Source organism: Pseudothauera nasutitermitis, assembly GCF_004801295.1.
Taxonomy (GTDB): domain Bacteria; phylum Pseudomonadota; class Gammaproteobacteria; order Burkholderiales; family Rhodocyclaceae; genus Pseudothauera; species Pseudothauera nasutitermitis.
In genome coordinates, this window is record NZ_SSOC01000001.1 from 721,745 (window position 1) to 742,675 (window position 20,931).

General features: G+C 68.5%; 21 protein-coding genes and 1 tRNA gene. 6 read left to right on the forward strand and 16 right to left on the reverse strand.

The window, feature by feature from the left end; translation table 11 throughout:
- The first annotated feature begins 49 nt into the window (after nucleotides 1–49).
- Complete coding sequence (locus tag E6C76_RS03410; RefSeq protein ID WP_136346835.1) at nucleotides 50–1,231, forward strand: alkaline phosphatase family protein; 1,182 nt, start codon at nucleotides 50–52, stop codon at nucleotides 1,229–1,231.
- 7 nt (nucleotides 1,232–1,238) lie between these two features.
- Here the strand turns inward: E6C76_RS03410 and E6C76_RS03415 are convergent, their stop codons facing one another.
- From E6C76_RS03415 to E6C76_RS03465, 11 genes are all read right to left on the reverse strand, one after another.
- A complete protein-coding gene (locus tag E6C76_RS03415) occupies nucleotides 1,239–1,685 on the reverse strand; it encodes a DUF1178 family protein (protein WP_136346836.1) in 447 nt (148 codons plus the stop codon).
- Nucleotides 1,686–1,795: 110 nt separating this feature from the next.
- Entirely contained in the window at nucleotides 1,796–2,392 is a 597-nt protein-coding gene (locus E6C76_RS03420; protein WP_136346837.1) for a hypothetical protein, read from the reverse strand.
- 5 nt (nucleotides 2,393–2,397) lie between these two features.
- On the reverse strand, nucleotides 2,398–2,931 hold the full coding sequence (locus tag E6C76_RS03425; protein ID WP_136346838.1) for a superoxide dismutase family protein: 534 nt from the start codon (nucleotides 2,929–2,931) through the stop codon (nucleotides 2,398–2,400).
- Between the two features lie 118 nt (nucleotides 2,932–3,049).
- Nucleotides 3,050–3,134 (reverse strand) — tRNA-Leu (locus tag E6C76_RS03430).
- Between the two features lie 8 nt (nucleotides 3,135–3,142).
- Nucleotides 3,143–3,403 (reverse strand): cell division topological specificity factor MinE, encoded by a 261-nt coding sequence (gene minE, locus E6C76_RS03435; protein WP_136346839.1) that lies wholly within the window; start codon nucleotides 3,401–3,403, stop codon nucleotides 3,143–3,145.
- A 1-nt stretch (nucleotide 3,404) separates the two neighbouring features.
- The gene (minD, locus tag E6C76_RS03440; RefSeq protein ID WP_136346840.1) at nucleotides 3,405–4,217 is read right to left on the reverse strand and encodes a septum site-determining protein MinD; all 813 of its coding nucleotides are present in this window, start codon (nucleotides 4,215–4,217) and stop codon (nucleotides 3,405–3,407) included.
- A 22-nt stretch (nucleotides 4,218–4,239) separates the two neighbouring features.
- Entirely contained in the window at nucleotides 4,240–5,025 is a 786-nt protein-coding gene (gene minC / locus E6C76_RS03445) for a septum site-determining protein MinC (protein WP_136346841.1), read from the reverse strand.
- Nucleotides 5,026–5,120: 95 nt separating this feature from the next.
- The gene (locus E6C76_RS03450; protein WP_408003461.1) at nucleotides 5,121–5,519 is read right to left on the reverse strand and encodes a DUF4870 family protein; all 399 of its coding nucleotides are present in this window, start codon (nucleotides 5,517–5,519) and stop codon (nucleotides 5,121–5,123) included.
- Nucleotides 5,520–5,531: 12 nt separating this feature from the next.
- The gene (gene hslO / locus E6C76_RS03455) at nucleotides 5,532–6,392 is read right to left on the reverse strand and encodes an Hsp33 family molecular chaperone HslO (protein WP_136346842.1); all 861 of its coding nucleotides are present in this window, start codon (nucleotides 6,390–6,392) and stop codon (nucleotides 5,532–5,534) included.
- Nucleotides 6,389–6,757 (reverse strand): ArsC family reductase, encoded by a 369-nt coding sequence (locus E6C76_RS03460; RefSeq protein ID WP_136346843.1) that lies wholly within the window; start codon nucleotides 6,755–6,757, stop codon nucleotides 6,389–6,391. The genes hslO and E6C76_RS03460 overlap by 4 nt, the downstream gene beginning before the upstream one ends.
- A gap of 18 nt (nucleotides 6,758–6,775) precedes the next feature.
- On the reverse strand, nucleotides 6,776–9,106 hold the full coding sequence (locus E6C76_RS03465; RefSeq protein WP_136346844.1) for a Tex family protein: 2,331 nt from the start codon (nucleotides 9,104–9,106) through the stop codon (nucleotides 6,776–6,778).
- A gap of 245 nt (nucleotides 9,107–9,351) precedes the next feature.
- On the opposite strand from E6C76_RS03465, the gene E6C76_RS21980 reads away from it, so the two are divergent.
- Together E6C76_RS21980 and E6C76_RS03470 are read left to right on the forward strand one after the other, a co-directional pair.
- Nucleotides 9,352–9,696: a hypothetical protein gene (locus tag E6C76_RS21980; RefSeq protein ID WP_168734228.1), complete on the forward strand. Its 345-nt coding sequence runs from the start codon at nucleotides 9,352–9,354 to the stop codon at nucleotides 9,694–9,696.
- Nucleotides 9,671–10,123, forward strand: a complete 453-nt coding sequence (locus E6C76_RS03470) for a nucleotidyl transferase AbiEii/AbiGii toxin family protein (RefSeq protein WP_168734229.1) — start codon at nucleotides 9,671–9,673, stop codon at nucleotides 10,121–10,123. The genes E6C76_RS21980 and E6C76_RS03470 overlap by 26 nt, the downstream gene beginning before the upstream one ends.
- Here E6C76_RS03470 and E6C76_RS03475 read toward each other — a convergent pair.
- The 4 genes from E6C76_RS03475 to E6C76_RS03490 form a co-directional block, all read right to left on the reverse strand.
- Nucleotides 10,110–11,456, reverse strand: coding sequence for a tryptophan--tRNA ligase (locus tag E6C76_RS03475; protein WP_136346846.1), 1,347 nt, complete (start codon nucleotides 11,454–11,456; stop codon nucleotides 10,110–10,112). The two genes, E6C76_RS03470 and E6C76_RS03475, sit on opposite strands and share 14 nt — an antisense overlap.
- Nucleotides 11,457–11,548: 92 nt before the next feature.
- Nucleotides 11,549–12,397, reverse strand: a complete 849-nt coding sequence (locus E6C76_RS03480; RefSeq protein WP_136346847.1) for a D-hexose-6-phosphate mutarotase — start codon at nucleotides 12,395–12,397, stop codon at nucleotides 11,549–11,551.
- 8 nt (nucleotides 12,398–12,405) lie between these two features.
- A complete protein-coding gene (locus E6C76_RS03485; protein ID WP_136346848.1) occupies nucleotides 12,406–15,093 on the reverse strand; it encodes a bifunctional acetate--CoA ligase family protein/GNAT family N-acetyltransferase in 2,688 nt (895 codons plus the stop codon).
- A 162-nt stretch (nucleotides 15,094–15,255) separates the two neighbouring features.
- Nucleotides 15,256–16,602, reverse strand: a complete 1,347-nt coding sequence (locus tag E6C76_RS03490) for a sensor histidine kinase (protein WP_230976147.1) — start codon at nucleotides 16,600–16,602, stop codon at nucleotides 15,256–15,258.
- Nucleotides 16,603–16,774: 172 nt separating this feature from the next.
- Between E6C76_RS03490 and E6C76_RS03495 the strand changes: the two genes are divergently transcribed.
- Both E6C76_RS03495 and E6C76_RS03500 read left to right on the forward strand, forming a co-directional pair.
- A complete protein-coding gene (locus E6C76_RS03495; RefSeq protein ID WP_136346849.1) occupies nucleotides 16,775–18,229 on the forward strand; it encodes an NAD-dependent succinate-semialdehyde dehydrogenase in 1,455 nt (484 codons plus the stop codon).
- A gap of 5 nt (nucleotides 18,230–18,234) precedes the next feature.
- Complete coding sequence (locus E6C76_RS03500; RefSeq protein WP_136346850.1) at nucleotides 18,235–18,771, forward strand: class I SAM-dependent methyltransferase; 537 nt, start codon at nucleotides 18,235–18,237, stop codon at nucleotides 18,769–18,771.
- Between the two features lie 4 nt (nucleotides 18,772–18,775).
- Here E6C76_RS03500 and mnmH read toward each other — a convergent pair whose 3' ends face one another.
- The gene (gene mnmH / locus E6C76_RS03505) at nucleotides 18,776–19,831 is read right to left on the reverse strand and encodes a tRNA 2-selenouridine(34) synthase MnmH (protein ID WP_136346851.1); all 1,056 of its coding nucleotides are present in this window, start codon (nucleotides 19,829–19,831) and stop codon (nucleotides 18,776–18,778) included.
- A 45-nt stretch (nucleotides 19,832–19,876) separates the two neighbouring features.
- Between mnmH and selD the strand changes: the two genes are divergently transcribed.
- Nucleotides 19,877–20,917, forward strand: coding sequence for a selenide, water dikinase SelD (selD, locus tag E6C76_RS03510; RefSeq protein WP_136346852.1), 1,041 nt, complete (start codon nucleotides 19,877–19,879; stop codon nucleotides 20,915–20,917).
- The last annotated feature ends 14 nt before the right edge of the window (nucleotides 20,918–20,931 follow it).

Sequence of the window (20,931 nt, forward strand, 5' to 3'; positions counted from 1 at the left end):
GTGGCGCGCTATCATGCTGCCATTCCCGTGCGTCTTTCCGGAATCGCCCATGCCCCTCGGTGCCGCCTTGAAACTGCCTTCCGGGGCCGTCCTGCCCGATTACGGCGCCGGCGGCCTGTACGGCCTGATCGGCGGCGTGCGGCGCTGGCTGGGCGGCGAGCGCGACGATCTGCCCTGGCGTCCGGACGGGCGCGCGGCCCCGGTGCTGGTCTTCCTGCTGATCGACGGCCTGGGCGACGATTTCCTGCAACGCCACGGCGCCGGCAGTGCATTGCTCGCCCACCGGCGGGGACGGTTGACCAGCGTGTTCCCCAGCACCACCGCGAGCGCGGTGACGATGACCATGACCGGCCTGTCTCCGGCTGCGCACGGGCTCACCGGCTGGTTCATCGACGACCGGCGCTTCGGCGGTGCACTGGCGCCGCTGCCGCTGGTGCGCCGGGGGGGCGGCGCATTGCGCCAGCCCATGCTGCTGCCCCGCTTGTTCCCTTATCGCACGCTCTATCAGGATGCCCGCGCGTCCTGCGTGGTGGTCAGCCCGCGTGCCATCGCCCACTCGCGCTTTTCCCTGCGCCATGCGCGCGGCGCGCGGGTCGTCGGCTATGCGGGGCTGGATGGGCTGGTGGAGGCGGTGCTGGCCGCCGCTGCGGAACTCGGCGCGCAGGGCGGCGGCTACGTGCATGCTTACTACGACCGTTTTGATGCCCTCAGCCATGAATTCGGTAGCCGTTCGGCACGCGCGGTGGCGTGCTTCGAGCGAGTGGATGCGGCCTTCTCCAGTCTGCTGAGCGGTCTGCGCGGCCTGGAGGCGGACGTGGTGGCGAGCGCCGATCACGGTTTCACCGACAACCGCGAAGAGCGCCGCCTGCGTCTGCCCGACGAGGTGGCAGCCATGCTCGCCGGGCCGCTCACCGGCGAACGCCGCGCGGCCTTCTGCCGGGTGCGCGCGGGCGCGGGGGGCGAGTTCGAAGCCTGGGCACGCGCGGAACTCGCCGGACGCGGGTGCGTGCAGCGTTCAGCGGCCGTGCTGCGCGCGGGGCTGTTCGGCCCGGGGCCGCGTCACCGCCGCCTGGAAGAGCGTGTGGGCACGCATGCCCTGCTGATGGAGCCGGGCTGGACCATCCAGGACCGCGTGCCGGGAGAGGCCGCGCACGACATGCTGGGCGTGCATGGCGGCCTGAGCGCGGAGGAGATGTGGGTGCCGCTGATCGCGGCGCGCACGGCTGGCTGACGACGGGTCAGTGCAGTTCGTCGTCGGGCGGTACGGGCAGTACCAGGATGCCTTCGTCGTGCAGCTCTTCCAGTTCGTCGCGCTTGGCCTGCCCACGGATGTTGCGCGCTTCCGCGTCGCCGTGGTGGATCCGCCGTGCCTCTTCAGGAAAGCGTTCGCCCACGTCCTCGGATTCGCGCGCCATGCGGCGCAGCAGGGCCATCACCGCGGCGGCTTCGGGGGTCGGTTCGTTGGGAATGGGCGGCCGGGATGTGCTTTCGGCGACCGCTTCGGGCTGGTGCGCGGCGGAGCGGGTAAGCACGTAGGGCGCCGACGGCAGACGTTCGATCGTGCCGGAACCGCATACCGGACAGGTGACCAGGCCACGCGCCTGCTGGTTTTCGAAGGCCTCGGTGGAGGCGAACCAGCCCTCGAAACGGTGATGGCCGCCGCATTCCAGATTGAAAACGATCACGAATCCTTCTCCAGACCTCAGTCGCGCTGCTGTGCATCGGTTCCGGAGAGGCCTCCGGATGCCCGTCGTGCCAAGGTTTCGTCGTTTCGGACGGGCACCGGGCGGGCGGATTATAGCCCGGAGGATGGCACGCCGGACGTGCCGCTGGCGCCGGCCGGGCTGGAGGCGGTGCGGCCGCCGAAGTGCAGGGCCAGATCGCAGGTGCCGCCGCCGGCGAACCAGCGTGCGACGACTTCCGCGCCATGGTCGAACTTCAGGCGGTATTCCTCCGATGCGGGATTGGCGCGCGGGGGAAGGGGGCGGTAGACGCCCAGCGTGGTGCGCAGCGCATCGGCATAGCGTTCGCCGAGTTCGCGGCAGGCACTGGCGGGCAGGGAGTACGCCGCGCCGGAAGCAGGCAGGGCGATGATTTCTTCGATGCGGCCGTCGCCTCCGGCCATCGCCATGACCGTGGATGGAATGCCGGCGATGCGCAGCAGCACGCTGTTCTGTTCCCGCTCATCGCAGCCGGGGCCGATCAGCGCGGCGGAAGGGACGAGAACCGCCGTGCGCGCGGCGGCGATGCGCAGCGGGGCGCCCAGTGCGAGCGGGCCGATGCCGCGGGCGTGCAGGGAAATGGCCGGTGGTGGCGCATCCGCCACGGTGGCGCCCGCGAGCGCCGCCGCGTAGAGGCCCAGCAAAGGCGGCCAGGACCCCCTGCGCGGCATGGTGCTTACGGCGTGGCCTTGAGCACGCCGCACGCGATGCGCGCGCCTGCGCCGCCGATGGGCTGGCTGACGTGGTCGTCGCGGTTTTCGTGGATGACCAGCGCGGCGCCGTCGGCGTCCAGCAGGGTGGCCCGGCCATCGGTGCCGCTCAGGCTGGCCAGCGGGGTGAACAGTTCGGCTTCCACGCTGCCGTCCGCATGCGCGAAGATGTTCGGCAGGTCGCCGGCATCCGGGCCTTCGGGGTTCAGCAGGCCATGCTTTTTGCCAGCCGGATTGACGTGGGCGCCGGAGGCGGTGAAGCCCTTGTCGTTGTCCGCGCAGGTGCCGATGCCGTGGATGTGGATGCCCTTCGGGCCGGCAGGCAGGCCTTTCGCGGAAACGTGGATGAGCAGGCCGTGCGGGCCGTCGACCAGCGTGGCGGTGCCGATCGCGTTGCCCTGGCGATCGACCAGTTCGGCGGTGGCGCGTTCAGCGGCGTGCGCAGCGGTGACGGAAGCGGCGATCAGGGCGGCGGCAAGCAGGCGTTGACGAGTGTTCATCGAGTGACCTCCATTCATCGTTTTTTGGTGGAACCGAAATGATAAATGGAAAGCGCCGCGCGGATCGTGATCCGTGCCCGCCGGGCGCCCGCGTACGGCGCGCCCGCGCCGGTTCAGGTGGTGCCCGGAGCGGGAATCGAACCCGCACGGCTTGCGCCGAGGGATTTTAAGTCCCTTGTGTCTACCAGTTTCACCATCCGGGCTGCACTGCTCAACGGCTGTTCTCGGGCAGCACGATGTTGACTTCCAGCACCTCGTAGTTGTCCTGCTTCTCCAGCTGGACCTTGATGTCGTCGGGGTTGACCGCGACGTACTTGGAGATCACCTGGATCAGTTCCTGCTGCAGCGCGGGCAGGAAGTCCGCGGCGCCGGAAGAGCCGCTGCGTTCGTGGGCGATGAGCAGCGACAGGCGGTTCTTGGCGATTTCCGCGGTTCTTTTCTTTTCGCCGAAAAGTTTGGCCAGCAGCGACATCTTACTTGCCTCCGAACAGGCGCTTCATCAGGCCGGGCTTTTCGTAGTTGACGAAGCGCAGTTCGTGTTCCTCGCCGAGGAAGCGGCTCACCACGTCCTGATAGGCCTCGGACACGTCGGTGCCCTTCAGGTGGATGGCCGGCATGCCCTGGTTGGAGGCGTGCAACACGGACTCGGATTCGGGGATCACGCCGATCAGCGGCACGCGCAGCAGTTCCTGCACGTCCTTGTAGGAGAGCATTTCACCGTCCTCGACGCGCTTGGGCGAGTAGCGGGTGAGCAGCAGATGCTCCTTGACCGGATCGCGGCCTTCGGCGGCGCGGCGCGACTTGGATTGCAGGATGCCCAGGATGCGGTCGGAGTCGCGCACCGAGGAGACTTCCGGGTTGGTGGTGACGATGGCTTCGTCCGCGAAGGTGAGCGCCAGCACTGCGCCGCGCTCGATGCCGGCGGGGGAGTCGCACACCACGTATTCGAAGCCCAGGTGTTCGAGTTCCTTCAGCACGGCCTCGACGCCTTCCTCGGTGAGCGCGTCCTTGTCGCGGGTCTGCGAGGCGGGCAGCACGAAGAGGTTCTCGCAGTGCTTGTCCTTGATCAGCGCCTGGTTGAGCTTGGCCTCGCCGTTGATGACGTTGACCAGGTCATACACCACGCGGCGTTCGCAGCCCATGATCAGGTCCAGGTTGCGCAGGCCGACGTCGAAGTCGATGACCGCGGTCTTGAAGCCGCGCAGCGCCAGGCCGGACGAGAAGGCCGCGCTGGTGGTGGTCTTGCCCACACCGCCCTTGCCGGAAGTTACGACGATGACTCTCACGGTTTCCCCTTGGAAGATTGGTTTAGTCCAGCTGAAGCGGCTGGAGGTCGAGTTTGTGATCGTTGGCCGGGCCGGTCAGGCGCACGTGCGCGGCGCGTCCGGCCAGGTGTTCGGGTATGCCCTTCTCGAAGGTGCGATAGACCCCGGCGATGGAAACCAGCTCGGGGCCGAAGTTGGTGGCGATGATGCGCGCCGCGCTGTCGCCCTGGGCGCCGGCCAGCGCGCGCCCGCGCAGCGGACCGTAGCAGTGGATGCTGCCGTCGGCGATGACCTCGGCGCCATGGCTCACGCCGGCCAGCACGACCAGATCGCCGCCGCGCGCGTAAACCTGCTGGCCGGAGCGCAGCGGTCGTTCGATGAACATGGTGCCGGCGCGGATGGTGGTCGGCGCGGGGGCGGGCGCAGGCTGCGGAGCCGGTTCCACGCGCGCAGGCGCCGGTGTGGGCGCGGCGGCCGGGGCTGCGCCCTGGCGGTCGCGCAGTTCCGCGCCGTCGAGCAGGGCCAGGCCGGCGCGGCGGGCGCCTTCGACCAATTCGGGCGCCAGGTTGCGCACGCCCATCGGCTGCAACTGGTAGCGCCGCAGCAGGCTCAGCAGACCGGCCCAGTCGATGCGCGCGGGCTGGGCGGCGAGCGCGCCGAAATCCAGCACCGCGGCCTCGCCGTTGAAGAAGTCCGGCATGCCGCCGAGCATCTTGTGCAGGGCGTCGGCCAGCGCGGGCGGCTCGGTCTCGTGCAGCACGGCGATGGTGGCGCCGAGCGCGGCATTGCGGAACTCGATGGCACGGGCGGCGGAGGAGGCTTGGGTCATCGGCGTGGGCGGCCTGAAAAATCCTGTGAGTCTACTGAGCAGCCGGGTTTCCGGCAAGGCGGGCCATGACGTTGCGGGTGCGCAAAATGCGCACTTCAGTCGGTTTTCTCGGGCATCGGCTGCCCGTCTGCCAGCCGCCACCAGCCTCGCACCACGCGGTACACCACCCAGGCGGAGACGATGACGAAGGCGGCCAGGGCGAACGGGATGCCGATCAGCGTGAACACCAGCACGGTGGCGATGACGATCCAGGCCAGCGTCCACCAGAAGGTTCGGATCTGCCAGCTGAAGTGCGAATCCAGCCAGGTGTCGCGCACTGCGCCGCGGTTCCAGTAGTTCAGCACGATGGCGGCCAGCGAGGGCAGGCTGGCGACGAAGCTCAGGATGATGGTGGCCGAGCCGAGCAGCGCGGAGAACACCGCGAAGGCGTGCAGCGCGTAGATCAGGTGGGTGAGCCGGACCATGCCGGGGGTGGGCGTGCGCGTGTTCATCATGGAGCCTCCGGGTCAGTGCAGGGTGGGCGGGCGGAACAGCGTGTCGATGTCGTCGGCGTCGAAGCGGTAGGTGTGATTGGAGAGGTCGTCGCGCACTTCCACCGCGCCGTGCTCGGCGAGGATGGCGCGCACTTCTTCCTCGCCCAGGCTGTGCAGCATGCCGGCCACCTTGCCGGGGTCGGGCGGCCAGTGGTGGATCACCGGGCGGGCTTCGTACAGGCGCACGTCTTCCTCGGCGAACAGGCGGCCGAGCAGCTGTTCCGGCGTCAGGCCGAGCAGTTCGTCCTCGCGCACGGTGTTGGCGAGCAGGTGGGCGCGCTCCCAGCCATCGATGTCCTTCTGGTCGGCGCCAGGCAGCTTTTGCAGGAACAGCGCCACCACGGCGTCGCCGTCGGCAGCCAGCCACAGGCCGGCGGGCTGCTGTTCGGACTGGCTCAGGTAGTGCTCGAAGACCTTGGCCACGTCCTCGCCCTCCAGCGGCACCACGCTCTGGTAGGGATGTTCCAGGCCTTCGACGTCCAGGGTGAGTTGCAGGCGGCCGTCGCCCACCAGCTGCTCCAGGCTGGCGCCGCGCAGCGGGCCATCGACGCGCGCGTGGGCGCGCAGGTTGAGCTCGGCCGTGCAGTCGACCACCAGCAAACTGACCGGGCCGTGACCCTGGATCTGGAAGGTGAGCCGGCCGGGCTGCTTGAGGTTGCCGGTGATCAGCGCGGCCACGGCGCTCATGCGGCCCAGCGTGGCGGCCACTTCGGGCGGATAGTCGCGCCCGGCGCGCAGCGCGCCCCAGACATCCTCCAGGCGTGCCACGGCGCCCCGGATGTCGAGGTTTTCGAGCAGGAAGCGGCGCACGTAGCTGTTGGGGCGGGCGCTCATCCGGCGTGGTCCTGGGGTTTGATGAAGCTGGAGAAGGTGTTGGGGTCGAAGCCTACCAGCAGGTGGCCGGTGGTGGTTTCCACCACCGGGCGGCGGATCAGGCTGGGGTGCTCGGCCATCAGCTGCACGGCAGCGCTCTGCGTTTCGATGTTCTGCTGTTCCGGGGTGAGCTTGCGCCAGGTGGTGCCGCGCGTGTTCACCAGCGTGCGCCAGCCCAGCACCTTGCACCAGGCGTGCAGCTTGGCGGTGGCGATGCCGGCCTTCTTGTAGTCGTGGAAATCATAGGCGATGCCGTGTTCGTCCAGCCAGGCGAAGGCCTTCTTCATCGTGTCGCAGTTCTTGATGCCGTAGATGGCCGGTTTCATCGTCCGTTCTCCAGATGTTCACTTCTGCCGGGCGCGCGCGAAAGCGGCGGCCAGCGCATTGTTCGCCGCCGGCTGGCGCTCGCGCGGCGCGTTGCGCGGGGCGTTCCGGCGCGCGTCCTGCGGCTTGCCGCCGGGGCCACGCCGTTCGTTGCCGTGCTCGGTGCGCGGCTGGCGCGCGGCTTCGTCGCCCATGCGCATAGTTAGGGCGATGCGCTGGCGTTGCAAGTCCACTTCCAGCACTTTCACCTTCACCACTTGGCCGGCCTTGACCACGCTGTGCGGGTCCTGCACGAAGCGGTCGGCCAGCGCGGAGACGTGCACCAGGCCGTCCTGATGCACGCCCACATCCACGAAGGCGCCGAAGTTGGTGACGTTGGTCACCACGCCTTCGAGCATCATGCCGGGCACCAGATCCTTGAGGGTTTCCACGCCCTCGCGGAAGGTGGCGGTGCGGAATTCCGGGCGCGGGTCGCGGCCGGGCTTCTCCAGTTCGGCGAGGATGTCGCGCACCGTGGGCAGGCCGAAGCGTTCGTCGGTGAACTGGCCGGCTTCCAGGGTTTTCAGGAAGCCGCCGTTGCCCATCAGCTCGCGCACGCTCTTGTGCACGCGGGCGAGGATGCGTTCGACCACCGGGTAGGCTTCCGGGTGCACGGCGGAGGCGTCCAGCGGGTTGTCGCCGGCCGGAATGCGCAGGAAGCCGGCAGCCTGTTCGAAGGTCTTGGGGCCCAGGCGCGGCACGGCCTTGAGCGCGTCGCGGCTGGCGAACGGGCCGTTGGCGTCGCGGTAGTCGACGATGTTGGCGGCCAGCGTGCCGTTGAGGCCGGAGATGCGCGCGAGCAGGGGCGCGGAGGCGGTGTTCACATCCACGCCGACGGCGTTCACGCAGTCTTCCACCACCGCGTCCAGGCCCTTGGCGAGACGGGATTGATTGACGTCGTGCTGGTACTGGCCGACGCCGATGGACTTGGGGTCGATCTTCACCAGTTCGGCCAGCGGATCCTGCAAGCGGCGGGCGATGGACACCGCGCCGCGCAGCGAGACGTCGAGGTTGGGGAATTCCTTGGCGGCCAGTTCGGAGGCCGAATACACCGAGGCGCCGGCTTCCGACACCATCACCTTGGTCAGGCGCGCTTCCGGGTTGCGGCGGATCAGCTCGGCGGCCAGTGCGTCGGTCTCGCGCGAGGCGGTGCCGTTGCCGATGGCGATCAGCTCCACGGTGTGGCGCCTGGCCAGCGCGGCCAGGGTGGCCAGCGTGCCTTCCACGTCGCGGCGCGGCTCGAAGGGATACACAGTGGCGGTGTCGAGCACCTTGCCGGTGGCGTCGACCACGGCCACCTTCACGCCGGTGCGGATGCCGGGGTCCAGCCCCATGGTGTTGCGGCTGCCCGCCGGGGCGGCGAGCAGCAGATCCTTGAGGTTGCGCGCGAACACGCGGATGGCCTCTTCTTCGGCACGCTCGCGCAACTGGTTCATCAGTTCCAGTTCCAGATGCAGCGAGATCTTCACGTTCCACGCCCAGCGCACCGTGTCGGCCAGCCAGCGGTCGGCGGCGCGGCCCTGGTCGCGCACGCTGAAGCGCGCGGCGATGCGGCGTTCGCACGGATGCGGGCCGCTTTCCGGGTCGTGCGGCACGGCCAGCGCCAGGCGCAGAACGCCTTCGTTGCGCCCGCGCAGCAGGGCCAGCGCGCGGTGCGAGGGGATCTTGGCGATGGGTTCGCGGAAATCGAACCAGTCGCGGAACTTGGCGCCTTCGTTCTCCTTGCCTTCGACCACGCTGGAGGCCACTTCGCCCTGGTCCTCGAGCAGTTCGCGCAGCGTGCCGAGCAGTTCGGCATCCTCGGCGAACTGCTCGATGAGAATCTGGCGGGCGCCGTCTAGCACGCTCTTCACGTCGGCGAAGCCGGCTTTTTCGTTGAGATAGGCGGCGGCCTCGCTTTCCGGGTTCAGCGTGGGGTCGGCCAGCAGCGCTTCGGCCAGCGGGCCGATACCGGCCTCGCGGGCGATCTGCGCCTTGGTGCGGCGCTTGGGCTTGTAGGGCAGGTAGAGGTCTTCCAGGCGCTGCTTGGTCTCGGCGCCGCCGATCTCGGCGCGCAGCGCATCGGTGAGCTTGCCCTGTTCCCCGATGGAGGCCAGCACGGTGGCGCGGCGGTCTTCCAGCTCGCGCAGATAGCCCAGGCGCTCTTCCAGCGTGCGCAGCTGAGTGTCGTCCAGTCCGCCGGTGGCTTCCTTGCGGTAGCGCGCGACGAAGGGCACGGTGGCGCCTTCGTCGAGCAGAGCGACGGCGGCGAAGACCTGGCGGGGCTGGACGCCGATTTCGGCGGCGATGCGGTGTTCGATGGGTGGCAGCATGGCGTACGCCCCGGCGGGCGGGGGAAGAAACGGAAACGGGGCGGCGATGGTGCTATAGATTGCGCGGGCGATGCAAGGCTGGCGGCGCTGCCGCGGCGTGCGCCCGATGCGCCCGGTCATGAAAACGATGGGTGGCAATGGTGCAATCTTTCCGATTGCTGCAACATTGGCGGCACGATTGAACATGCTCGGCAAGCGTATCTTGTAAGATGCAGAGCATGCCGTTGATGTGGATGGAGGTGGCGATGAAGCACCTGCGGAATACTGCCGAATCGGGGGCGGTGGAAAAGAACCGCAGCGTAGCCGTGCGCCGCTACCTCGCCCTTGCACGGGCCCGGCAGACGGTGTCCGCGCTCAAGCTGCAATTCGCCTATGACTGGTCCAACCCGAACATGCCGGCCGAAACGCTGATCCGCAAGGTAGTGGACAAGGGGCGCTTCCACGATCTGGCAGTGATTTGCAAGCGATATGGATTGGAGCGCGTACGCGAGCTGGCCGGCGACCAGATCGCAGCCTCGCCTGCCCTGCAACGTTCATTTGCCAACATCGAACGAGGCTTCGCGCGTGCCAGGGAACAGCATCCGGCTTGATGCCATCCGGCCGGAGACGGCAAGCCTGTTTTCCGTCCTGGCCAGTTTTCCCCAGTTGAGCGGTTTTGTCTTGATCGGCGGTACGGCGATAGCCCTCCTCATCGGGCACCGCTTGAGCGACGATCTCGATTTCGCTTTTTTTGGAGACCACCTGCCCACAGGGCAGGTCGATGCGCTCGTTGCGGAACTGAAGGCGGCCGGCATACCCAGCCGGTTGGTCACCGACTCCAGCCAGATTTCGCGTTTCAAGAATGCAGGGTTTCCGCCACCATTCCGGCCCACGTGCTGTCCGGTTTCCTCAAGAATGCTCGGCACAGGCCATTTCACCCGAACCATGCCGAGCATCCTTTATTCACCTCGCCCCATCGATGCGATCCGTACGGGCCGCATCGCCTGCATCTGCCGGATCGGAATCAGTCGGTATTGAACGAGTCCAGCGCGGACTGCAGGGCAGCGGAAGTGCAGCCTTCCGCCAATGCGCCGATGGTCTGTCCTTCGATGCTCACACCGCCGTCCGCCGCCACGGTCGCGCCGACCTGTTTGAGCCGGCCGATGGTCTGCCCGGCATCGCGCGGAGCGTTGAAGCCGGTGCTTTGCAGCAGCAGGGTGCCGTCGCCATCGACCAGCTTGAAGTAGAACAGCCCGTCGTTGTCGCGGTATTGCTTGAACTGCGGTAAGGCGGCGGATTTTTCGGTGGCGGCGGCCGGCGTGGCGCCGAGGGCGCTGTCCAGCCGGCGCAGGCCGACGGCGTGGCGCAGTTCGGCGAGGAAGGGGGTGGCGATGGCGCGCGCGCGCTCGGCGCCTTCGCGCAGGCAGGCTTCGATTTTGGCCGGTTCGGCGATCAGCGCATGGTAGCGCTCGCGCATGGGCGCGAGGCTGCGGTCGATCTGCTCGAACAGCACCTGCTTGGCGTCGCCCCAGGCGATGCCGTCGGCGAAGGCCTGGCGCATGGCGGCGGTCTGCGCCTCGTCGGCGAAGGCCTGGTAGAGCTGGAACAGGGCGGAGCCTTCGGTGTCCTTGGGTTCGCCCGGTTTGCGCGAGTCGGTGACCATGGAGAAGATGAGTTTCTTCAGTTCGGCCGGCGCGGCGAACAGCGGAATCACGTTGTCGTAGCTCTTGCTCATCTTGCGGCCGTCGAGGCCGGGCAGGGTGGCGACGTTTTCGTCGATCGCCGCTTCGGGCAGCACGAAGTGCTCGCCGTACTGGTGGTTGAAGCGTGTGGCGATGTCGCGCGCCATTTCGATGTGCTGGATCTGGTCACGGCCGACGGGCACGCTGTTGCTCTTGAACATCAGGATGTCGGCGGCCATCAGCACGGGGTACATGTACAGGCCCATGGTGACGCCGGCATCGGGGTCCTCGCCGGCCTCGGTGTTCTTGTCCACGGCGGCCTTGTAGGCATGGGCGCGGTTGAGCAGGCCCTTGCCGGTCATGCAGGTGAGCAGCCAGGTGAGTTCGGGGATCTCGGGGATGTCGGACTGGCGGTAGAGCGCCACGTGGCTGGTGTCCAGCCCGGCGGCCAGCCAGGTGGCGGTGATTTCTAGCGTGGAGCGCACCACGCGCAGCGGGTCGGTAGTCTGGATCAGCGCATGGTAGTCGGCCAGGAAGTAGAAGCTTTCCACGTCCTTGCGCCGGCTGGCCTCGATGGCGGGGCGCAGGGCGCCCGCGTAGTTGCCGAGGTGGGGCGTGCCGGTGGGCTTGATGCCGGTGAGGACGCGCTGCACCGGCGGGGTGGCGGAAGACGTGGAGGAGGTCGACATGTGGCGTGAATCCGGCAAGACCAAAGCCCGGCATTCTACCGTGCCTGGGCTCCGCCTTGGTCTGGGGCGGTGTGCTGGGGGTGGTCAGGCGCTCAGAGGCACACCAGGGTCTGCCGCCCGTGCCAGCTTTCGCCCGGCTCCAGGGCGATGCGCCGGTGGGTGGCGGCGGCTTCCACGCACAGCATGCGGCGGAAGTCGCGCGGGGCCATGTCGTCGATGCGCGCGTTGCCGTCTTCCCAGGGATTCCATACCACCACGTCGGGGAAACCCTCGGCGTGGATGCCCAGCGCGGCGCCGTTGTCGCGCAGCAGCAGGGGGCGTTCGACGTCGCGGTAGTGGCGGTCGAGGGGGCCGTCGAAGAGCAGGACGTCGCCCGAGTCGCGCCGCGCCTGCGCGCCGGCATCCAGGGCATCGAGGTAGTCGAAGCCGTGCAGGCCCTGCAACTGGCATTCCTCCAGTTCGGCGACGCGCAGATAGGTGTGCAGCGCGCCGGTGAAGGCGAACGGCGCATGGCCGCTGTTGATGACCTCGAGTTCGAGATCGAGGCGGCCGCCATCCATGGCCACGGTGAGTTCCAGGATGAACGGGTGCGGCCACAGGGCGCGGGTCTGCGGGTCGTCCACGAGGCGCACGGTGGCGAGCGCGAAGTCGTCGCCGGTGCGCTGTTCGGTGACCGTCCACATGCGGGTGCGCGCGAAGCCGTGGCGCGCCAGCGTGCCCTGGGTGGAGAACTGCGGAAAGCACACCGGCACGCCGCCGCGGATCGGGCCGTCGCCGAAGCGCGCGCGTTCGCTCAGATAGAGGCGTTCGCGCCCCCGGGCGGGCACCCAGGAGAGCAGTTGCCCGCCGTACAGGGAAAGCACCGCGCTGGCGCCGGCGGCCGTGCTCAGGCGCAGGGCGGGGAGGCCCTGGTATTCGATGGTCTGGATGTCGCCGGACATGGAGGCGCTCAGTCCTGCAGGGCCAGCACGCCGAGCTTCACCGAGTTGTCCTCGGGGTCGTTGGAGAGCACGAAGCCGAGGCCCTGGACGAATTTGAGCATGCGTTCATTGTTGGCCAGGAACACGCCGTTCATGTAGGCCAGCCCGCGGTTGCGCGCGGTTTCGATGAGGATGCCCATCAGCCGGCGGGCCAGGCCGCGGTGCTGCCATTCGTCGGCGACCACCACGGCGAATTCGCAGGATTCGCCGTCCGGATTGACCGCGTAGCGGCATACGCCGATCTCGACCTCGGTGCCGTTGTCGTCGACGGTGGCGACGAAGGCCATTTCGCGATCGTAGTCGATCTGCGTGAGGCGCGCGACCATGGCCGGCGGCAGTTCGCGCATGGTGTTCATGAAGCGGTAGTACTTGGTTTCCGCCGAGAGCTTGCGGACGAACTCGATCTCCAGTTCGGCGTCTTCCGGCTTGATCGGGCGGATGGTGACCTCGGTGCCCTCTGGCACCGTCCACTTGCGCGTCAGGTGCGAGGGGTAGGGGTGGATCGCCATGTGGTCGTAGCGATCGGCCGTGGGCGAGACGTTTTCCGCGATGATCCGGCAATCCACCGCGACCGCGCCCTTCTCGTCGACGATCAGCGGGTTGATCTCCATCTGGTGGATCCACGGCAGTTCGCAGACCATCTCGGAGACGCGCAGCAGCACCAGTTCCAGCGCGTCCATGTCCACCGCCGGCATGTTGCGGAAGTCGGCGAGCAGCGGGGCCACGCGGCTGGAGCGGATCAGGTCGCGCACCAGGAAGTTGTTGAGCGGCGGCAGGGCGACGGCCAGATCGCGGTTGGCCTCCACCCGGTTGCCGCCCTCGCCGAAGGTGATCACCGGGCCGAACGCCGGATCGCGCTTGACGCCGACGACCAGCTCGCGGCCGTTGCGCTTGAGGATCATCGGCTCGATGGCCACGCCGTTGATCACCGCGTCCGGCTTGTTCTTGCGCACTTCGTCGAGGATTTCCTGGTAGGCGGTGCGCACCGCCGCCAGGCTGCCGAGGTTCAGGCGCACGCCGCCCGAATCGCTCTTGTGGATGATGCTGGGCGAGTCGATCTTCATCACCACCGGCAGGCCGATCTCCTCGGCCAGCACCATGGCCTCGGTGGCCGAGCGCGCCACCACGGTCTGCGCGATGGGGATGCGGAAGGCCGCCAGCAGGGCCTTCGATTCCATCTCGTTGAGCGCCTTGCGGCGTTCGGCCAGCGCGGTCTCGATGACTAGGCGGGCGCTTTCGATGGACGGCGGGTTCAGATGCGACAGCGAGGCCGGCGTCTGCATCAGCAGCTTCTGGTTGCGGTAGTAGGCGGAAATGTGGCTGAACAGCTCCACCGCCGGTTCAGGGGTGCGGAGGGTAGGGATGCCGGCCTGGATGAACAACTGGCGGGCTTCCTGCACCTGGGTGGAGCCCATCCAGCAGGTCACCAGCGGCTTGTCGGCATTCTTTTCCAGGTCGATCACCGCCTGCGCCACCGCGCTCGGATCGGTCATCGCCTGCGGGGTCAGCATGACCAGCACGCCGTCCACGTTGGGGCCTTCCAGCACGGCCTGCACGGTCTTGCTGTAGCGCTCCACGTCGGCGTCGCCGAGGATGTCCACCGGGTTGCCGCGCGACCAGCCGGCGGGCAGGGCGGCGTTGAGCTTCTCCATGGTGCCTTCGGAGAACTCGGAGATCGGAATGCCGAGGTCCGCGCAGCGGTCGGCCGCCATCACGCCCGGCCCGCCGCCGTTGGTGATGATCGCCAGGCGGTTGCCGCGCGGGCGGAAGTGCGAGAACAGCGCGCTGGCGGCGGAGAACAGCTGCGCCATGTTGTACAGGCGGATCACCCCGGCGCGGCGCAGCGCGGCGTCGAACACCGCGTCCTCGCCGACCTGCGCGCCGGTGTGCTGCAGCACCGCGCGCGAGGCGTCCGGATGGCGGCCCACCTTCATCAGCAGCACCGGCTTGACGCGCGCCGCGCCGCGCAGCGCGCTCATGAAGCGGCGGGCGTCGCGGATGCCCTCGACGTACAGGAAGATGCTCTCGGTGCGTGGGTCCGAGATCATGTATTCGAGCACCTCGCCGAAATCGACGTCCGACGAGGAACCCAGCGAAACCACCGCCGAGAAGCCCACGTTGTTGGGCTTGGCCCAGTCCAGGATGGCCGCGCACAGCGCGCCGGACTGGGAAATCAGGCCGATGGAGCCCTTGTTGGCGCTGGCGTGCGCGAAGGTGGCGTTGAGCCCCAGTTCCGGGCGCATGATGCCCAGGCAGTTGGGGCCGAGCAGGCGGATGCGGTGGCGGCGTGCGGCCTCCACCACCTGGCGTTCGAGCTTGGCGCCGCGCGGTCCGGTTTCGGAGAAGCCCGCCGACAGCACGACCACCGCCTTCACCCCGGCGCGGCCGCAGGCATCCACCAGGGCCGGGGTCTTTTCCGCGCGTACCGCGATGACGGCCAGGTCGAGGCGATGGGGCACTTCCTCCACCGACTTGTAACAGGGCACGCCGAGTACCGATTCATGCTTGGGATTGATGGCGAACAGCCGGCCCTTGAACCCCGATTCCAGCATGTTGCGGATCAGCACATGGCCGAGTGAGGACTCCCGTTCACTGGCGCCGATGATGCCGACCGAGCGAGGTTCCAGCAAAGGCGCGAGGTAGTGCTTTTCTTTCATGGTACGAGTACCTGTGGCGGTATGGGGTGTTCCGGGCGGTGCCAGCCGATTCCGGGAGGCGGCTGCAAGGGTAGTGCAGTGCACAACGACGCATTGTGACACAAGTCAAATCCGCTCTTCGTGCGTTGCATGCCTGCCACGTGAACGAGTTGGTTGCGTTCATCAGCTATCCAGCGTGAAGTAGAAGCGCGCACCCTCGCGGGGACGGGCTTGCGCCCAGATCAACCCGCCGTGGCGCTGGATGATGCGTTGCACGGTGGCCAGGCCGATGCCGGTGCCGGCGAATTCGCTGTTGCTGTGCAGGCGGTGGAAGGGGCGGAACAGATTGGCGGCGAAGGCCATGTCGAAACCGGCACCGTTGTCGCTGACGCAGAAGATGCGCCGCTCGCGGTCGCGTTCGGCGCTCAGGCCGATGCAGGCGTGGGGCTCGTGCGCGGAAAACTTCCAGGCATTACGCAGCAGGTTCTCCAGCACGATGCGCATCAGGTTGCGGTCCGCCTGGACCTGCAGGCGCGGGACGATGCGGATTTCCACCTGGCGCTGGGGTTCTTCCGCGCGCAGTTCGTCGATGATCTGCGTGGCCAGTTCGGACAGATCGACGCTTTCGCGTTTGAGCGGCTGGCGGGTCAGGCTGGCCAGGCCGATCAGGTCGTCGATCAGTTGCGACATGCGCTGGGTGGCGTTGCGGATGCGGTTCAGGTGGGCGCGCGAACTGGGTTCCAGCTTGTCGGCCAGCTCTTCTTCGAGAATCTGCGCGAAGCCGTCGATGGCGCGCAGCGGCGCGCGCAGGTCGTGCGAAACCGAATACGAGAAGGCCTCCAGTTCGCGGTTGGAGGCTTCCAGTTCGGCGGTGCGGATGCGCACGCGCGTTTCCAGCTCCTGGTTGAGGTTCTTCAGCGTCAGTTCGGCGACCTTGCGCGTGGAAATGTCGTCCAGCGTGCCGGCCAGCCCGAGGGCCTCGCCATCGTGCACCACGCGGCCGGCGGCCTCGATCCAGCGGATCTCGCCGCCGTGCGTGCGCAGGCGCAGTTCGCAGTGGCATTCGGTGCGCTCGCCCCGCGCCACCTGGCGCAGCAGTTCGCGCGCCAGGCCCATGTCGTCAGGATGGAGGAATTCGGGCAGTTCGTGCCCCAGGCTGTCGGCCACCGGATAACCGCTGATGCGCTCCCAGGCGTGGTTCAGGAAGGTCAGCCGCCCGCCCGGATCGGTGCGGAAGATCACCTCATTGACCGATTCGACGACTTCCTGATAGCGCCGCCGGCTTTCGCGCAGGGCGAGCTCGGTGGCCTGGTGTTCGGGATCCCGCCGGGCAGGCGCGGCGGCGCGCGAGCGGCGCCAGCGATGGATGCCCAGCGCCACGGCCGAAATGGCGAACAGGGCGAGGGCGGCCAGCGAATTGGGCAGCCCGAGGCTGTCGTTGCCGGCATCGGCGGCCGCTTGCGCGCAGGCCGCGGCGGCAGGTAGCGCCAGGGTGACGAGCAGCGGGAGTCGGATGATGAAACGCTTCAAAGGGCCTCCGTCGGTCGCCGACGTTTCCTATCTCGCATCGTGATCCTTCTATAACACACATCCGCCGGCCTGTGAGTGTGCGGGCGTGGCGCCGGCCTTCCGCGCTAGAATCGTCCTTCCGCGCCACGCGCCGGTATTCCGCCGGCGCCCGCGCCAACGCAGGAAGAACACCATGTCCAGCATCGACGCATCGCCCCTTTTCCGCCAACTGGCCTACGTCGACGGCGCCTGGGTGGAGGCCGACGACGGCCGCCGCCTTGCCGTGGAAGACCCGGCCACCGGGCAGTGCATCGGCAGCGTGCCGGACATGGGGGCGGCCGAAACCCGCCGCGCGGTGCAGGCCGCCGATGCGGCCTGGGGTGCCTGGCGCCGGCGCAGTGCGCGCGAGCGCGGCGGCCTGCTGCGCCGCTGGTTCGAACTGATCGTCGCGCAGGCCGCCGAACTGGCGCGGCTGATGACCGCCGAACAGGGCAAGCCGCTGGCCGAGGCGCGCGGCGAGGTGCTGTACGCGGCGTCCTTCGTCGAATGGTTCGCCGAAGAAGCGAAACGCGCCGGCGGCGAGGTGGTGCCCAGCCCGGCCGCGGACCGCCGCCTGCTCAACGTGCGCCAGCCGGTGGGCGTGTGCGCGATGATCACGCCGTGGAACTTCCCGGCGGCGATGATCACCCGCAAGGTCGCCCCGGCGCTGGCCGCCGGGTGCACGGTGGTGGTCAAGCCGGCCGAACAGACCCCGTTCACCGCGCTGGCGCTCGCCGTGCTGGCCGAACAGGCCGGCATGCCGGCCGGCGTGCTGAACGTGGTGACCGGCGACCCGGTGGCCATCGGCGGCGAGCTCACCGCCAACCCCACGGTGCGCAAACTGTCGTTCACCGGTTCCACCGAGGTCGGCCGCCTGCTGATGGCGCAGAGCGCGCCCACGGTGAAGAAACTGTCGCTGGAACTGGGCGGCAACGCGCCTTTCATCGTGTTCGACGATGCCGATCTGGATGCCGCGGTGGAAGGCGCGCTGGCCTGCAAGTACCGTAACGCCGGGCAGACCTGCGTATGCGCCAACCGCCTGCTGGTGCAGGCGGGCATCCACGATCGCTTCGTCGAACGCCTGTCCGGCGCGCTGGCGCGCTTCAAGGTCGGGCGCGGCAGCGAGGAAGGCGTCACCATCGGACCGCTGATCGATGCCGCGGCCGTCGCCAAGGTCGATGCCTTGCTGGCCGACGCGCTTGCCAAAGGTGCGAAGGTGGTCGCTGGCGGCGGCCACCACGCGCTGGGCGGCAATTTCTATCAGCCCACCGTGCTGACCGGCGCGCAGGCCGGCATGCGTGTGGCGCGCGAGGAAATCTTCGGCCCGGTGGCACCGGTGTTCCGCTTCGACAGCGAGGAAGAAGCGATCCGCATGGCCAACGACACCGAGTTCGGCCTGGCCGCCTACTTCTACACGCGTGACGTGGGCCGGGTGTTCCGCGTCGCCGAGGAACTGGAATACGGCATGGTGGGCGTGAATACCGGCATCCTGTCGAACGAGGTGTCGCCATTCGGCGGCATCAAGCAGTCCGGCCTGGGGCGCGAGGGTTCCAGCCACGGCATCGACGAATACCTGGAACTCAAGGCCATCCACCTGGCCGGGCTGTGAGCGGCATGCACGCCATCGGTGAACCTTCGCCTTGGGTTACACGCTTCGCCGCGCTGATCCGCCCCGGCGGCCGCGTGCTGGATCTGGCCTGCGGCGGCGGGCGCCACGCGCGCTGGCTGGCCGCGCGCGGCCAGGCGGTGGAGGCGGTGGATCGCAATGAACAGGTACTCGCCGCGCTTGCGGACGTGGCCGGGGTGCGCACGCGCCACGCCGATCTGGAGGGCGGCCCGTGGCCGTATGCCGGCGAGCGTTTCGACGGCATCGTGGTGACCAACTACCTGCACCGTCCGCGCTTCGCCGATCTGCTCGCCTGCGTGGCGCCCGGCGGCGTGCTGATCTATGAGACCTTCATGCAGGGCAATGAGCGCTTCGGCAAGCCGTCCAGCCCGGACTTCCTGCTGCGCCCGGGAGAATTGCTGGAGCGCGTGAACGAGGGTTTCACCGTGGTGGCCTTCGAGCAGGGCGAACTGGGCGATCCACGCCCGGCTGTGGTGCAGCGCATCTGTGCGCTGCGCGGGGCCGGGCCGGCGCTTCTGTCTTAGAAGCTTACTGCCGGGTCGTTCTTTCCAGGATGGCGCCGGCTACCCGGTCGATGCCCGCCGAGTCCAGCGTATCGCATTCGATTGCCGCGGCGCCTTCCAGCCGGGTGAAATGCTGGCCCTGCGAGCGGCGGTACAGCGGGTCGTAGTGCAGGTCGATCAGTTCGGCGAACAGCGCGGACAGATCGCACCGGGCCGCCAGATCGTTCCAGCGCTCCAGCGTTTCGTTGCTCTGCAATCCTTTCAGGCGGCCCAGGCTGGCCTGCAGGCGGACGGGGTCGTCGCCCAGCCAGGCATAGTCGCGCAGCAGGAACTCCAGGCGCGCCGCGCGGCTGGCTTCGATGGCCACGCAGGGGCTGGCGCGCATGCGGCCGATCAGCGTTTCGGGCACGTGCAACTGGCCGATCTTGCGGCTTTCCGCCTCGATGAACACCGGGCGTGCGGGGTCGAGGGCGTGCAGCGTGGAGAACAGCGCGGTTTCGAAGGCTTTCTGCGAGGGCTGCGGGCGGTCGGGCAGGGCGCCGAGCACCGAGCCGCGATGCGCGGCCAGCCCTTCCAGGTCGATGACCTGCGCGCCGTGCCGGGCGAGCGCTTCCAGCACGCGGGTCTTGGCGCTGCCGGTGGGCCCGCAGATCACCCGCAGGTCGAGCGCGGCGCAGCGCTGTTCAATCTCCTCGACCACCATGCGCCGCCAGGCCTTGTAGCCGCCCTCCATCTGATGGGCGTTCCAGCCCACGGTGCGCAGCCAGGTGACGAAGGTGCCGCTGCGCAGGCCGCCGCGCCAGCAATACACCAGGGGGCGCCAGTTCTTGGGCTTGTCGGCGAGCGGGCCGGAGAGGTGGCGGGCCAGGTTTTCCATGACCATCGCCGCGCCGATGCGGCGGGCTTCGAAGGGCGACTGCTGCTTGTAGCAGGTGCCGACGACGATGCGCTGCTGGTTGTCGAGCACCGGCAGGTTGATCGCGCCGGGCAGGTGATCCTCGGCGAACTCGGCCGGCGTGCGGGCGTCGATGATCTCGTCAAAGTCGGAGTGCTGTGCTACGGTCGCAAGGCCTTTTTTCATTGCTTGCGGCGCCCTTTCAGCGGCGCCGTCCTTCGGCTGGATTTCATGGATTCGATCAAACTCACGCAATTTTCCCACGGTGGCGGCTGCGGCTGCAAAATCGCCCCGGCGGTGCTTTCCGGCCTGCTCTCCAGAATGCCGGCCGGGTTGGTGCCGCCTGAGCTGCTGGTGGGCACCGAGCATGCCGACGACGCGGCGGTGTATCGCCTGAACGACCGCCAGGCGGTGGTGGCGACCACCGATTTCTTCACCCCGATCGTCGACGACCCCCACGATTTCGGCCGCATCGCGGCGACCAACGCGCTGTCCGATGTCTACGCGATGGGCGCGCGGCCCATCCTGGCGCTGGCCGTCGTCGGCATGCCCATCGACAAGCTGCCGCCGGAGGTGATTGGACGGATTCTGGAAGGCGGCGCATCGGTGTGCCGCGACGCGGGCATTCCGCTCGCCGGCGGGCATTCCATCGACGTGCTGGAGCCGATCTACGGGCTGGTCGGCCTGGGTGTGGTCGACCCCGCGCAGGTCAAGACCAATGCCGGTGCGCTTGCCGGCGATGTGCTGATTCTCACCAAGCCGCTGGGCGTGGGCATCCTCTCCGCCGGCCTGAAGAAGGGCATCCTGTCACCGCAGGGCTATGCCGAGATGGTGCGCTGGACGACCACGCTGAACCGCGTGGGCGAGCGCCTGGCCGGCATCGACGGCGTGCATGCGATGACCGACGTGACCGGCTTCGGCCTGGCCGGCCATCTGCTGGAGGTCTGCCGTGCCTCGCAACTGGGCGCGGAACTGGCGTTCGCCGACCTGCCGCTGATCGACGAGGCCGAACGCCTGGTCCGGGAAGGCGTCGCCACCGGCGCGTCCACGCGCAACTGGGCGAGCTACGGCGAAGCGGTGCATCTGCCGGCCGACACGCCCGAATGGCAGCGCAAGCTGATCACCGACCCGCAGACCAGCGGCGGCCTGCTGGTTGCCGCTGCATCCGGCGCGGTGGATGCCGTGCTGGCCGCCGTGCGCGAGATGCAGGGCAGCGAGGCGCGGGTGATCGGCCAATTGGTGGCCGGCAGCGCCGGCATCCAGGTGCGCTGAGCGCCGGCCACGCG

Bases quoted from the DNA above. Each gene is read 5' to 3' on its own strand.
- E6C76_RS03410 (WP_136346835.1), top strand. From the start codon at position 50: ATGCCCCTCGGTGCCGCCTTGAAACTGCCTTCCGGGGCCGTCCTGCCC.
- E6C76_RS03420 (WP_136346837.1), bottom strand. From the start codon at position 2,392: ATGCCGCGCAGGGGGTCCTGGCCGCCTTTGCTGGGCCTCTACGCGGCG.
- E6C76_RS03425 (WP_136346838.1), bottom strand. From the start codon at position 2,931: ATGAACACTCGTCAACGCCTGCTTGCCGCCGCCCTGATCGCCGCTTCC.
- minE (WP_136346839.1), bottom strand. From the start codon at position 3,403: ATGTCGCTGCTGGCCAAACTTTTCGGCGAAAAGAAAAGAACCGCGGAA.
- minC (WP_136346841.1), bottom strand. From the start codon at position 5,025: ATGACCCAAGCCTCCTCCGCCGCCCGTGCCATCGAGTTCCGCAATGCC.
- E6C76_RS03450 (WP_408003461.1), bottom strand. From the start codon at position 5,519: ATGATGAACACGCGCACGCCCACCCCCGGCATGGTCCGGCTCACCCAC.
- hslO (WP_136346842.1), bottom strand. From the start codon at position 6,392: ATGAGCGCCCGCCCCAACAGCTACGTGCGCCGCTTCCTGCTCGAAAAC.
- E6C76_RS03460 (WP_136346843.1), bottom strand. From the start codon at position 6,757: ATGAAACCGGCCATCTACGGCATCAAGAACTGCGACACGATGAAGAAG.
- E6C76_RS03465 (WP_136346844.1), bottom strand. From the start codon at position 9,106: ATGCTGCCACCCATCGAACACCGCATCGCCGCCGAAATCGGCGTCCAG.
- E6C76_RS21980 (WP_168734228.1), top strand. From the start codon at position 9,352: ATGAAGCACCTGCGGAATACTGCCGAATCGGGGGCGGTGGAAAAGAAC.
- E6C76_RS03475 (WP_136346846.1), bottom strand. From the start codon at position 11,456: ATGTCGACCTCCTCCACGTCTTCCGCCACCCCGCCGGTGCAGCGCGTC.
- E6C76_RS03480 (WP_136346847.1), bottom strand. From the start codon at position 12,397: ATGTCCGGCGACATCCAGACCATCGAATACCAGGGCCTCCCCGCCCTG.
- E6C76_RS03485 (WP_136346848.1), bottom strand. From the start codon at position 15,093: ATGAAAGAAAAGCACTACCTCGCGCCTTTGCTGGAACCTCGCTCGGTC.
- E6C76_RS03495 (WP_136346849.1), top strand. From the start codon at position 16,775: ATGTCCAGCATCGACGCATCGCCCCTTTTCCGCCAACTGGCCTACGTC.
- E6C76_RS03500 (WP_136346850.1), top strand. From the start codon at position 18,235: ATGCACGCCATCGGTGAACCTTCGCCTTGGGTTACACGCTTCGCCGCG.
- mnmH (WP_136346851.1), bottom strand. From the start codon at position 19,831: ATGAAAAAAGGCCTTGCGACCGTAGCACAGCACTCCGACTTTGACGAG.
- selD (WP_136346852.1), top strand. From the start codon at position 19,877: ATGGATTCGATCAAACTCACGCAATTTTCCCACGGTGGCGGCTGCGGC.